The sequence below is a fragment of the Mycobacterium scrofulaceum genome (genome assembly GCF_002086735.1).
GTDB classification, from domain to species: domain Bacteria; phylum Actinomycetota; class Actinomycetes; order Mycobacteriales; family Mycobacteriaceae; genus Mycobacterium; species Mycobacterium scrofulaceum.
The window spans coordinates 61,531-73,602 of the sequence record NZ_MVIJ01000030.1 but is presented as its reverse complement, the minus strand read 5'-3'; the positions used below and the strand labels follow the sequence as shown (position 1 = coordinate 73,602).

The 12,072-nt window shown below is 69.6% G+C and carries 15 protein-coding genes, 1 pseudogene and 1 riboswitch; of the genes and pseudogenes, 7 read left to right on the top strand and 9 right to left on the bottom strand.

Annotated elements, in window-relative coordinates; translation table 11 throughout:
• The 4 genes from BST44_RS18970 to BST44_RS18955 form a co-directional block, all read right to left on the bottom strand.
• The coding region (locus BST44_RS18970; RefSeq protein ID WP_142274570.1) for a transglycosylase family protein at positions 1-519 on the bottom strand (519 nt) is incomplete at its 3' end.
• 12 nt (positions 520-531) lie between these two features.
• Positions 532-717, bottom strand: a riboswitch (cyclic di-AMP (ydaO/yuaA leader).
• A 238-nt stretch (positions 718-955) separates the two neighbouring features.
• A complete protein-coding gene (locus tag BST44_RS18965) occupies positions 956-1,246 on the bottom strand; it encodes a MoaD/ThiS family protein (protein WP_208619837.1) in 291 nt (96 codons plus the stop codon).
• The gene (gene moaA, locus BST44_RS18960) at positions 1,239-2,318 is read right to left on the bottom strand and encodes a GTP 3',8-cyclase MoaA (RefSeq protein ID WP_083178639.1); all 1,080 of its coding nucleotides are present in this window, start codon (positions 2,316-2,318) and stop codon (positions 1,239-1,241) included. Before moaA ends, BST44_RS18965 begins: the two co-directional genes overlap by 8 nt.
• A complete protein-coding gene (locus BST44_RS18955; RefSeq protein ID WP_083178638.1) occupies positions 2,315-2,719 on the bottom strand; it encodes a YccF domain-containing protein in 405 nt (134 codons plus the stop codon). Before BST44_RS18955 ends, moaA begins: the two co-directional genes overlap by 4 nt.
• Before the next feature lie 163 nt (positions 2,720-2,882).
• Between BST44_RS18955 and BST44_RS18950 the strand changes: the two genes are divergently transcribed.
• The 3 genes from BST44_RS18950 to BST44_RS18940 all read left to right on the top strand — a co-directional run bounded on the left by BST44_RS18950 (position 2,883) and on the right by BST44_RS18940 (position 5,457).
• Positions 2,883-3,296 (top strand): cold-shock protein, encoded by a 414-nt coding sequence (locus BST44_RS18950; RefSeq protein ID WP_083178637.1) that lies wholly within the window; start codon positions 2,883-2,885, stop codon positions 3,294-3,296.
• A gap of 59 nt (positions 3,297-3,355) precedes the next feature.
• Entirely contained in the window at positions 3,356-4,354 is a 999-nt protein-coding gene (locus BST44_RS18945; protein WP_083178636.1) for a glutathione S-transferase family protein, read from the top strand.
• A gap of 188 nt (positions 4,355-4,542) precedes the next feature.
• Entirely contained in the window at positions 4,543-5,457 is a 915-nt protein-coding gene (locus tag BST44_RS18940) for a universal stress protein (protein WP_083178635.1), read from the top strand.
• Between the two features lie 22 nt (positions 5,458-5,479).
• Here the strand turns inward: BST44_RS18940 and BST44_RS18935 are convergent, their stop codons facing one another.
• On the bottom strand, positions 5,480-5,968 hold the full coding sequence (locus BST44_RS18935; protein WP_142274569.1) for a DUF2771 domain-containing protein: 489 nt from the start codon (positions 5,966-5,968) through the stop codon (positions 5,480-5,482).
• Entirely contained in the window at positions 5,965-7,617 is a 1,653-nt protein-coding gene (locus BST44_RS18930; protein ID WP_142274572.1) for an MFS transporter, read from the bottom strand. The genes BST44_RS18935 and BST44_RS18930 overlap by 4 nt, the downstream gene beginning before the upstream one ends.
• Before the next feature lie 130 nt (positions 7,618-7,747).
• Here BST44_RS18930 and BST44_RS18925 point away from each other — a divergent pair.
• Positions 7,748-8,530: pseudogene (locus BST44_RS18925) on the top strand (DUF3027 domain-containing protein); the annotation flags it as partial.
• A gap of 203 nt (positions 8,531-8,733) precedes the next feature.
• Here BST44_RS18925 and BST44_RS18920 read toward each other — a convergent pair.
• Together BST44_RS18920 and BST44_RS18915 are read right to left on the bottom strand one after the other, a co-directional pair.
• A complete protein-coding gene (locus BST44_RS18920) occupies positions 8,734-9,189 on the bottom strand; it encodes an SRPBCC family protein (RefSeq protein ID WP_083178631.1) in 456 nt (151 codons plus the stop codon).
• 20 nt (positions 9,190-9,209) lie between these two features.
• Positions 9,210-9,485, bottom strand: a complete 276-nt coding sequence (locus BST44_RS18915) for a DUF2530 domain-containing protein (protein ID WP_083178630.1) — start codon at positions 9,483-9,485, stop codon at positions 9,210-9,212.
• Between the two features lie 201 nt (positions 9,486-9,686).
• Between BST44_RS18915 and BST44_RS18910 the strand changes: the two genes are divergently transcribed.
• From BST44_RS18910 to BST44_RS18900, 3 genes are read left to right on the top strand one after another with little or no spacing between them, the layout of a single operon-like run.
• Positions 9,687-10,118, top strand: coding sequence for an Rv0880 family HTH-type transcriptional regulator (locus BST44_RS18910; protein ID WP_083178629.1), 432 nt, complete (start codon positions 9,687-9,689; stop codon positions 10,116-10,118).
• Complete coding sequence (locus BST44_RS18905) at positions 10,115-10,948, top strand: TrmH family RNA methyltransferase (RefSeq protein ID WP_083178628.1); 834 nt, start codon at positions 10,115-10,117, stop codon at positions 10,946-10,948. Before BST44_RS18910 ends, BST44_RS18905 begins: the two co-directional genes overlap by 4 nt.
• Positions 10,945-11,217 (top strand): DUF2537 domain-containing protein, encoded by a 273-nt coding sequence (locus BST44_RS18900; RefSeq protein ID WP_083178627.1) that lies wholly within the window; start codon positions 10,945-10,947, stop codon positions 11,215-11,217. The genes BST44_RS18905 and BST44_RS18900 overlap by 4 nt, the downstream gene beginning before the upstream one ends.
• Positions 11,218-11,227: 10 nt before the next feature.
• Here BST44_RS18900 and sepH read toward each other — a convergent pair whose 3' ends face one another.
• Positions 11,228-12,007, bottom strand: a complete 780-nt coding sequence (gene sepH, locus BST44_RS18895; protein ID WP_083178626.1) for a septation protein SepH — start codon at positions 12,005-12,007, stop codon at positions 11,228-11,230.
• Positions 12,008-12,072: the final 65 nt, after the last annotated feature.

Genomic DNA, 12,072 nt, shown 5'->3' with positions numbered 1-12,072 from the left:
GCCGAAGGCGGTCAGCTGCACCGGCGCCGGCGGCGGAGGGGCGTCCGGCGGGGGCGCGTCGGCGGGCGGCGGCGCCAGCGGCGCCGGCTGGCCGTTGATCCCTGGCGCGTCCAGCGGGGCGTCGAGCCCGGCCGGCGCGGGAACCTCACGCGGCGTCGCGCCCGACAGCGGGCCACCGCACACGGGCCACGCGCCACGGCCCTGAGTCGCGAGCACCCGCTCGGCGACGGCGATCTGCTGTTCCTTGGTGGCCAATTCCGCCGACGGGGCGTACTGGCCGCCACCGTGCGATGCCCACGTGCTTGAGCTGAACTGCACGCCGCCGTGATAACCGTTGCCGGTGTTGATGGCCCAGTTGCCGCCCGACTCACAACGGGCTACCTGGTCCCATTCGCCGTCGGTGGCCGCGGCCGCCTGGCCGGCCAGGGCGATGCTGCCGCCACCCAGGACCGCCCCGGTGACGGCGATCTTGGCGACGCTGATGTTCGACGTGCTGGGCTTACGGTGACGTCCACTCATAGGCCGGGAAAATTCCTCTCTCGTCACGCGCCTGCGAGGTCAGCTGTCGGGTTCGGGTTGGAGAGGCCACCCGGCCGTCGTCGTCTCCACTGCGAAACGACCCGGCTTCACCCCAAGGGGCCGCAAGCGGCCCCAGTCCGATCACGGTGGACCGGTGGGTCCCCCGTCTCCATCCACGTAGGTCGGTGGACCCCTGCCTATTGGATGGAGCTCGGCGCGATAGGTAGGGGAGGTCTGCCAATTCGGTTGTCTTGGCGTGCCTTCGGAGAAAGGTAGCGGTTTCTGTTGGTCCCGTCACGTTCAGCGAAACCCGGCGTTTCCCTTTCGGCCATGTCCGAAAACCCGAGGAACACGCGGCATTCACGCAGGTCATAGCGGCCGATATCCGGGCGTGATGGCGTCGTTATCGTTTCGTTACGTGAGGTATCTCACAGTTTTAGCCACCGGCGAAGGGGGGTAGGACGTCGATCGTGTTGCCGCCGCGTAACGACGCGGTCTCGTCGCGGACGGCGATCCCGTCGCACAGGTACGAGCACCTGGTCAACACGGTGGCGAGCCGAGAGCCCCGGATTGCGAGGCGCTCGACGAGTTCGGCCACCGTGGTGCCGGGGCGCAGCACCAGCGTCTCCGATTCGGTTCCGGCCGCCGCACGCGCGGCCGCGAAATAGCGCACGGTCACCTGGACACCGTCTCGTGCGACGGAGGTCTGGGGCACCGGGTCAGCCACCGATCGCACTCATCGGGCGGTCGGGCTGGATGAAGCTCGGGTCGTTGATGCCGTGACCGGCGGGCTTGCCCCACATCGCGACGCGCCACGCGGCTTCGATCGCGTCGTCGGACGCCCCGGTGCGCAACAGGGTACGAAGATCGGTCTCCTCGGCAGAGAACAGGCAGCTGCGGATCTGGCCGTCGGCGGTCAGCCGGGTGCGATCGCAGGCCGAACAGAACGCGTGCGACACCGACGCGATGACACCGAATTTCCCGCTCGGCGTGTCCGGGCCGGTGTCGACCAGCCACAACTCGGCGGGCGCCGATCCGCGGGGCGCCGGGTCCGGACGTAACCGGAAATGTGGGCGCAGGGTGTCGAACACATCGTCGGCGCTCAACGCGGCGCCCCTGCGCCATTGGTGCCCGGCGTCCAGCGGCATCTGCTCGATCACCCGCAGTTGGTGGCCGCGCTCGAGGCAGAACCGCAGCAGCTCGACGACGTCCTCACGCCCGGTGACGGGGTCGAGCACCGCGTTCACCTTGACCGGTGTCAGGCCCGCCTCGTGGGCGGCGGCCAGGCCGGCGAGCACGTCGTCGAGCCGGTCCCGGCGGGTGATCGCCGCGAAGTGGTCGCGATCCACGCTGTCCATGGACACATTGACCCGATTCAGGCCGGCCCGGGCGAGCGCGGCGGCGCGCCGGGCCAGCCCGACACCGTTGGTGGTCAGCGAGACTTCCGGGCGGGGGCGCAAGCCGGCCACGGCGGCGACCACCTCTTCCAGGTGCCGCGCCAACAGCGGCTCCCCCCCGGTGAACCGCACGCTGGTGATGCCCAACCGGGCGACGGCGATCTGCATGAGCCGGGTCAGCTCGTCGGGACGCAGGAGTTGCTCGCCCGGCAGCCAGTCCAAGCCTTCGGCCGGCATGCAGTAACTGCACCGCAGGTTGCAGCGGTCGGTCAGTGACACGCGCAAGTCGGTGGCGACCCGCCCGTAGGTGTCCACCAACGGGCCCGCCGTCGGCGCGTTCCGCGCGTCGGCACCGGCGGTGCGGCCCGGCACCGTCGGCACACCCAGCGCGGTCAATGTCATGCGGCCACCGACGCGTAGTGGGACGGCGCGCTGACCGGCACGATCTGCTTGCCCAGCGGCATCAGCGACACCGGGATGAGCTTGAGGTTGGCCAGCGCCAGCGGAATGCCGACGATGGTGATCGCCATGGCCAGCGCGCTCACCACGTGGCCGATCGCCAGCCAGATCCCGAACAACAGCACCCAGATGATGTTTCCGATGAGGGCCCCCGTTCCCGCCGTCGGCTTGTCGACGATCGTGCGGCCGAACGGCCACAACGCGTACGCCGCGATGCGCAGCGACGCGAAGCCGAAGGGAATGGTGATGATCAGCAAGAAGCTGACGAGCGCCGCGACGAAGTACCCGGCGGCCATCCACAGGCCGCCGAACACGAGCCAGATGACGTTCAGGATCAGGCGCATATCTCCTCCACCGTTGATGCCCAGCCTACCGAGTGTGGGATAACGGGGGTGCTCGTTAGGTGAGCAGCCGAGTAGGATCTATAGACCAAACGGCGTCCTGCGCAGGCGGGACGCTTATTCTGTTGGCCATTCTATTGATCCGTTAGACAAGCAGGTGAGACCAGTGCCGACCGGCAAGGTTAAGTGGTACGACGCCGACAAGGGGTTTGGCTTCCTGTCGCAAGAGGACGGCGAAGACGTGTACGTCCGCTCGTCGGCGTTGCCCGCCGGGGTCGAGGGGCTCAAAGCGGGCCAGCGGGTGGAGTTCGGCATCGCCTCCGGGCGGCGCGGACCGCAGGCGCTGAGCCTCAAGCTGATTGAGCCGCCGCCCAGCCTCACCAAGGCTCAGGGGCGCCGCGAGACGCCCGTCGAGCACAAACACAGCCCCGACGAGCTGCACGGCATGGTCGAGGACATGATCACGCTGCTGGAGGGCGCCGTGCAGCCCGAGTTGCGCAAGGGGCGCTACCCGGACCGCAAGACGGCCCGACGCGTTTCCGAGGTGGTCCGCGCGGTCGCCCGGGAGCTCGACTCCTAACCCCTCGGCGGAACCGGCTGGCACCCGGACGCCCCGTGGCCTGGGGCAGAATCGTGGGCATGGCCGCCTACGTCGCCGACAAAGGTGACTTCACCCGCGATACCAACTACATCACCAGCCGCGTCACCGCCGACGGGCGCGACGGTTACCCGGTGGAGCCCGGCCGGTACCGGCTCGTCGTCGCCCGCGCCTGTCCGTGGGCGAACCGCGCCAACATCGTCAGGCGCCTGCTGGGACTGGAAAGTGTTCTCTCCATTGGGTTTTGCGGGCCTACCCACGACGAGCGCAGTTGGACGTTCGACCTCGACCCGGGCGGCGTCGACCCGGTGCTGAAAATCCCGCGGCTACAGGACGCGTACTTCAAGCGCTTCCCCGACTACCCGAAGGGCATCACCGTTCCCGCGCTCGTCGACATCCCGACGGGCGCGGTCGTCACCAACGATTTCGCCCAGATGACCCTGGATTTCTCCACGGAGTGGACCGCCTACCACCGCGACGGCGCACCGGAGCTATACCCGGAGCGGCTGCGCGCCGAGATCGACGAGGTGAACAAGCGGGTCTATACCGAGATCAACAACGGGGTGTATCGGTGCGGTTTCGCCGGCTCGCAACAGGCCTACGACGCGGCCTACGATCGGCTGTTCGCCGCGTTGGATTGGGTGAGCGACCGGCTGGCCGATCAGCGATACCTGGTGGGCGACACCATAACCGAGGCCGACGTGCGGCTGTTCACCACGCTGGCCCGCTTCGACCCGGTGTACCACGGGCATTTCAAATGCAACCGCAGCAAACTGAGCGAGATGCCGGTGCTGTGGGCGTATGCGCGCGACCTGTTCCAGACACCGGGGTTCGGCGACACCATCGACTTCGTCCAGATCAAGCAGCACTATTACATCGTGCACGCCGACATCAACCCCACCCGCATCGTGCCCAAGGGGCCCGACCTCACCGGCTGGCTGTCGCCGCACGGGCGGGAGTCTCTGGGCGGCAAGCCGTTCGGCGACGGAACCCCGCCGGGGCCGCCGCCGGCGGCCGAGCGGGTGGCACATCCTTTCTAAGGCCGGCACTCTCGTCCGGCGGAGTTGCGACCGGTCCGAATGGCGGCGGGTTCGGCGTTGCGGCCGCCGGGCAGGCGCGGAAGGTCGTTTGGTCATCAGGGATGGGACCAACGGCCCCTGACCGCGCATCACCGAAATCCTAGAGTTGACTGTGCCGGACCACACTCTTCGAGGGACGAGGCGCCGAAATGGTCAGCGAAATAACCAATCCGGGAATCGTCGTCGCGATCGACGGGTCGCCGGATTCGAACGAAGCCATCCGGTGGGCCGCCCGCGAGGCAACGATGCGCAAGGCGGCACTGACCCTGGCGCATGCCGCGGCGCCGGCGCCCGGCGGAGCGCCGGTACTCGAGTGGACAGGAGACTCCGCCCCGGCGGAATTCCGCGAACAGCTGGGCAGATCGGTGGAGCAGATACTTGTCGACGCGGCCAAGATCGTCGAGAGCGTGACCGACGAAGGCAACCGGCCGCGAATCAACAACGAGGTGATCACCGACGCGCCCGTCCCCGCGCTCGTCGAATTGTCGACCAAAGCCGACATGGTCGTGGTCGGAAGCCGCGGTCACGGAGCGTTGGAACGCGGGCTGTTGGGATCTGTCAGCACCGGGCTCATCCACCACGCCCACTGCCCGGTGGCGGTGATCCGCAACGAAGCCTCGCCCCGCGAGGGCTGCGTGCTTGTCGGCGTCGATGGTTCGCCGGTGTCGGAGCTGGCGACCGCCATCGCGTTCGACGAAGCTTCCTGGCGGGGTGCGGAACTCGTCGCGCTTTATGCCTGGACCGACGCCGAGGTCCCCGACATCCCGCTGCGGGAGTGGACCGGAACGACCAGAACCTCCTGGACGGCACTGCAGTCTGAGGCCGAGGAGACATTGGCGGAGCGGCTGGCGGGGTACCGGCAACGCTATCCCGACGTCGTCGTCCGCCGCGAGGTCGTGGTCAACCGGCCCGCCCAACACCTCGTCGAGGGCTCAGAGTCGGCGCAACTGGTGGTCGTCGGGAGCCACGGGCGCGGCGGCTTCGCCGGAATGCTGCTCGGATCCGTGAGCACGGCAGTGGTGCACGCGGTGCGCACACCGGTGATCGTCGCTCGACGACGTTAGCCGTCGTCACACCGGCGCCCCGTCAGAAGACCAGGCGCACCGACCATTCCGCGTGCGGGACGTCGCGGAGCTCGCCGCCGGGATCCATCACCAGCGTCAGCAATTGCACGACGATCCCGACCATGCGGCCGCGATGGGGGTCGACCGGGGGGATGGTGACCGCGAACCGGGTGTTCGGCCGAAAGATGGTGCTGGTCGTGTTGGTGGGATCCTCGTAGACCTGCAGCAGCCGCCACGGCGCCCGGTAGATCGCGTCGGGCACCGATAGCTGCACCGGATAGCGCTCGCTGACCTTCAGCTCGCCCTGCGTCTGGGTCGTGTCACAGTCGTCGAGGTTCAGCACGCTGCAGTACAGGTAAGGCCCCACCCTCGCGAGGTGGCCGTGCGAATACGCGCTGATCTCGGGGCGCTGCGGGCCGGACGGCCGCACCAGCAGCCAGGTGCCGACCCCAACGGCTACGCACAACACAGTCATCAGACCGGCGAGCAGCACGGCCATACCGCGTTTCACTCGGGCACCGCCTCCGGGCTGCCGCGGCGCACGCGCTCCTGTTCCACCATGACCGGCCGGTTACCTCCGAGTCCTGGAATCAGCGAATTCCCTTGATAGCTCACGAGCGTCTGCGCCAACCCGAGGATCAGCAGCGCCGTGACCGCGGTGAAGCCGACCCACAGTTCGGTGTAGACCAAGACGCCCACGGCGCCGCCCAGCACCCAGGCCAGCTGCAGCGTCGACTCGGAGCGCCCGAATCCGGACGCGCGCGATTCCTCGGGCAGGTCGTTCTGCAGCGAGGCGTCCAGCGAGGCCTTGGCGATGGCGCTGGAACCCGACGTGACCAGGGTGGCGATGACGGCCGCCGCGAGGGTGCCCGCCACCGACGCCGCCAGCGCCACCGCCGAGACCGCCAGCGTGCAGCGCACCACCAGCACGGCCGGCCGGCCCAGCTGCAGGCGTGCCGCGGCGAAGTTGCCGGCGAAGTTCCCGATGCCGGCGGCCGCGCCGATCATCCCCAGCATCCCCAGCTGAACCCAGCCGCTGGCCTGGTGCGCCTTGGCGACAAACGCCGGGTATAGGAACAAGAAGCCGACCATGACCTTGATGGTGCAGTTGCCCCACAACGAGGTGATGATGTTGCGGCCCAGCGGTTGTCGCAAGGCGCCGCCGACCTTCTTGACCTCTTTGCGCCAGTGCCTGCGCGGCGGCTCGCTGTCCTGCCGGTAGCTCAAGGTGGCCGGCACCTCGCCCGCCGTCACCTCGACCCAGCGCGGGATCCGCATCGACAGCGAGGCGCCGGCGATGGTGACCGCGATGACGACGAACAGCGCGCCGGGCAGCTTGAACAGGTGGGTGCAGACGAACTCGACGCCGGCCGCGACGGCCCCGCCGGCGATGGTGCCGCCGAGCAGACCGAACACGGTCAACCGGGAGTTCACCCGCACCAGGTCGATGGTCGGCGGCATGACGCGGGGGGTCACGGCGCTGCGCAGCACGCTGAACGACTTGGAGAACACCATCATCGCCAGCGCGCACGGGTAGAGCACCCACGACGGGTAGCTCCCGGTGGCGCCGTCGTAGTTCAAGATCAGCAGGAGCGCCAACGCCGTGCGCAAAATGAACGACCCGGCGAGCGCGACCCGCCGGCCGTGCTGCAGCCGGTCCAGCGCGGGACCGATGAGCGGCGCGATGACGGCGAACGGCGCGATGGTGATCAGCAGGTACAGCGCGACGCGGCCCTTGCTCTCCCCGGTGGCCGCCGCGAAGAACAGCGTGTTGGCCAGCGCCACGGCCATCGCGGCGTCCACCGCGAAGTTGGCCATCACCGGCCAGGTGAGCGCCGTCAGGCCGGATTTGTCGGCCCCGTCGGCGGTGGCGGCCCGTTGCACCATCCAGTACATCCGCGAACCCATCTCGCGGCTCCGCAGCGCGGCGGCGCGGGTGACGGTGATCCGTTCGCCGCCGACGGCAGCGCGCGGGGGCGTGTTGTCGCTTCGATCCGGCTCCGACTGGTGGCCGATGGGCGGCAGGTAGCGGTTGGCGCTAGGCATCGGCGATGGCCGGCGTGCCCGCCGATTCGCGGCGTCGTCGGCGGGGTAATTGGCCATGCCCGGATGTTGGCTGGCAGCCCCGTTGCGGGGCCGGCGACCCGGGGTGGAGGCCACGCGGCCCGGATCATCACGCCGCCGTCCAGACACGTTGGAGATTCTCCCCTATGGCGACGACAAGCGTCTGCAGGCAACGGGCGTGGCTCGCCAACCTAGTATTGGAACCGCAATGCAGGAAGGGGACAGCGTGACGGGGCCCATCGAGGAATCCGCCGTGGCGACCGTGGCCGAGTGGCCGGAGGGGTTGGCGGCCGTGCTTACGGGTGCGGCGGACCAGGCCAGGGCCGCCGTCGTGGAGTTCAGCGGTGCGGACTCGGTCGGCGATTACCTGGGTGTCAGCTACGAGGATCCGGCCGCCGCCACCCACCGGTTCCTGGCGCATCTGCCCGGTTACCAGGGCTGGCAGTGGGCGGTCGTCGTGGCTGCGCACCCCGGTGCCGACCACGCCACCGTCAGCGAGGTGGTGCTGATCCCGGGGCCGACGGCGTTGCTGGCGCCGCCGTGGGTTCCGTGGGATCAGCGGGTGCGGCCGGGCGACCTGAGCCCGGGGGACCTGCTGGCCCCCGCCGCCGACGATCCGCGTTTGGTTCCCGGCTACGTCGCCAGCGGTGACGACCAGGTCGACGAAATGGCCGCCGAAATCGGGCTGGGCCGGCGCTGGGTGATGAGCGCCTGGGGCCGTGCGGCGGCGGCCGAACGCTGGCGCACCGGCGATCACGGCCCCGACTCGGCGATGGCCCGTTCCACCAAACGGGTGTGCCGCGATTGCGGTTTCTTCCTGCCGTTGGCGGGAGCGCTCGGCGCGATGTTCGGTGTGTGCGGCAACGAACTGTCCGCCGACGGGCAGGTCGTCGACAGGCAGTACGGCTGCGGCGCGCATTCGGACACCCCGGCGCCGGCGGGCACCGGGTCGCCCATGTACGAGCCGTTCGACGACGGCGTGCTCGACGTCGTCGAGGCGCCGCCCGAGCCGGCCGAGACGCCGGAATCCGCGGCCGAGGGCGCGCGGCCGGACCTGTCGGCCGAAACCGAGCCCGAGGTGGCGGAGCCCGAGCAGGACCGACCCGAGGCGACCCAGCCCGAGGAGCCCCAGCCGGAGGAGTCTCAGGCCGAGGAGCCCCAGCCGGAGGAGTCTCAGGCCGAGGCGCTGCGGGCGGAGGAGCCCCGCTCCGACTAGCCCCGCTCTGCGGCGGCCTTGATCCTGGCCAGCGAGGCGTTCATGCCCTCGACCAATTCGCGTTCGAAGTTGGTGGTCCCGCCGAACAGCGCATTCACCGACAGATTCGAGAACGCGGTCACACCGTTCTCGGCGTGACGACTCTCGATCAACCGGGTCCCCTGGTCGCTGGGCTCGAGCTCGTAGCTCCAGATGGTGTTGTTGGTGTCGACGCGGAACGCGAGCTTGGTCTCCGGGACGACCTCGACGATGGTGCACGTCGTCGGCCAGAACATCCGGTTGCGGCGATTGATGTTGAGGGTGCGCGTGCCCTGCCGCAGTGGGCCAAAGGTCTTCATCCATCGACATTGCGGGCTCCACTCCGGCATCCGCCGGAGATCGGATATCAACGCCCATACCGCGGAAACCGGTGCGTCGATATCGATTTGCGCTTGCAGTAGCGGGGCTGCCATCGGTCCTCCGGGTCCCAATCTCAGTCGTGGTCGAAGTAGTTCTCGAGCCCGGCTTGCGCGCCGCGTGCGCCGCGGCGGGCCGCCGCGAGTTGTAACACGAAGATGCCCGTCCCCAGCACGCCCACTCCGATCCCGGCCAGCGTCACCGGACGCCAACTCTGCAGGGCGGGCACCAAAAATGCGGCGGCCACCGCGGCCAGCCAGCCGAGCGCACCCACCGCGATGAAGGGCCACGCGTTGAGCAGCGCGGGCGGTAGCGGCGGGGCCTCACGGTTCTGGCCGGGTTCGACAGACATCGCGATTAACATAGCCCGCGCCGGTGCGGGCCGTCGTACCGCCCAGTCGCGGCGCCAGACCTCCGAAAAGGCCTGGGCACTGCGGGTTACACGCCCGCCCAACCGGTTCGTCGCCGCCCGGCCGGCGCGGCGATGCCGTTCGGAGCCCGCCGTTCACCGGTTCGTGTCCCGATTTCGTGGGGTTCCGTGTAACCTCGCGCCATGCCTGACAGCGATGCGCGGCTGGCGAGCGACCTGTCGCTGGCGGTCATGCGGCTGGCCCGTCAACTCCGGTTCCGAAACCCGTCGTCTCCGGTGTCGCTGTCCCAGCTGTCGGCGCTGGCGACGCTGGCCAACGAGGGTCCGATGACGCCGGGCGCGCTGGCGATTCGCGAACGGGTCCGGCCGCCGTCGATGACCCGCGTGATCGCCTCGCTGGCCGACATGGGCCTGGTGGACCGCGCCCCGCATCCCGTCGACGGCCGACAGGTTCTGGTGTCGGTCTCCCAGTCCGGCGCCGAGCTGGTCAAGGCGGCCCGACGTGCCCGTCAGGAGTGGCTGGCCAAGCGGCTGGCGACACTGGACAGCGAGCAGCGTGACACACTGCGCAACGCCGCCGACCTGATGTTGGCCCTGGTCGACGAAGGCCCGTGAGCGACGGAATCGATGGCCTGAACGTCCAGGACGTCGACGATCCCGACGACCCCCGCCTCGACGACTTCCGCGACCTGAACAGCGTCGATCGTCGCCCCGATCTGCCGTCCGGCAAAGGCCTGGTGATCGCCGAAGGCGTACTGGTCGTCCAGCGCATGCTCGCCTCGCGGTTCACCCCGCACGCCTTGCTGGGGACCGAACGCCGGCTCGCCGAGCTGGCGGGAGACCTGGCGGGTCGTGCCGTCCCGTTCTACCGGACCTCCGCCGAGGTCATGGCGCAGGCGGTGGGCTTTCACCTCAACCGTGGCGTGCTGGCGGCCGCCCGCCGGGTGCCGGAACCCACGGTGGCCGGGCTGGTCGAGGGCGCCCGGACCGTCGCGGTGCTCGAAGGCGTCAACGATCACGAGAACCTCGGCTCGATCTTTCGCAACGCTGCCGGGCTGGGCGTGGACGCGGTGGTGTTCGGCAGTGGCTGCGCCGACCCGCTGTACCGTCGCGCTGTCCGCGTCTCGATGGGTCACGCGTTGCTCGTCCCTTACGCCCGCGCGGCGGACTGGCCCGCCGAGCTGAAGATGTTGAAACAGAAAGGGTTTCGGGTGCTGGCCATGACCCCGGACAGCACCGCTTGCGTCCTGCCCGAAGTCATGGCGGCCGCGCGCGACGAACCTGTCGCGGTGGTCGTGGGCGCCGAGGGGCCGGGGCTGACGCCGGCGACCCTGCGCTTGAGCGACGTGCGCGTGCGCATCCCGATGTCGGGCGGGACGGACTCCCTCAACGTCGCCACCGCGGCCGCTCTGGCTTTCTACGAACGGGCTAGGCTCGGCCCGTGACCGACGATTCCGCGCCCTGGGCAACGGGTTTGACGGTCGCCGGGTTCGTCGCCGCGGTAACGGGGGCCGGCATCGTGGTGCTCACCTTGGGTTTGATCCGGGTGCATCCGCTGCTGGCGGTCGCCCTCAACGTCGTCGCGGCCGGCGGGCTGGCGCCCACGCTCTGGGGTTGGCGGCACAAGCCGGTGCTGCGTTGGTTCGTGCTCGGTGCGGGAATCGGCGTCGCGGGAGCGTGGCTGGCGTTGCTCGCGCTGACGATGGGGCGGTAGAGGCTATTCCCTAGCGCTGCCCGCCCGAGCGCACCCCGAGCAGCACATCCTCCCAGGCCGGGATGACCGGCTTGCCCCGTCGGGTGTGCACGGGCTGCTCTTGCGGGGCGGGCTGCTCCTGCGGCGGCGCGGTGGCGGCGGTGGGCTTCACCGGCTCCTCGAAGTCGACGTGGGCTACCCGCGCCAGCGGTCGCAGCGGACGGTCGAAGTTCGGGTCGATCAACTCCTTGGCGGCGTCGTCGATGGCCGTGACCGTCCCGCCGTGCGCGCCGGGGGCGAAGCAGAAGTGCGCGATGTTGTCGGAGCGGCCGGCCTTCCACGCCAGTTGCACGGTCCAGCGGCTGTCCTCGTTGCGCCAGGCGTCCCAGCTGAGCCTGTCCGGTTCCAGGCCCCGCGTCACCAGGGCGGCACTCACGGTTTCCAGCAGGGTGAGCACCGCGGGACCGTCGGCGAGCACCGGGTGCGCGGCTGTTGCCAACTCGGCGGCGCGGGCCCGTTCCAGCAGCACCGGATGGGCGAACCGGCGGATCCGCGAGATGTCGGAGCCCGACGCCGCGGCCACCTGCTCGACGGACGCGCCGGCCCGGATCTTGGCCTGGATTTCCTTCGGGCTCAGCATGTTGGTGACCTGGATGTCGAGCTGAGGTTGCTCCAGCGGTGCCATCTCACCGCGCACCGCAGCCTTCAGCTGATCGTCGACCACGAGCTTGAACGGTTCGGCGGGATCGCCGGCCTCGCAGATGATGTGTTTGCCGTCGGAGTCGACCCCAACCATTTTGAGTTCCCGCATGGCTTCTCCTCGCAGGCTCCGTCCAGGTCGACGGACCCGTCTCGTGCGCACTCTAGTGCAGCTAA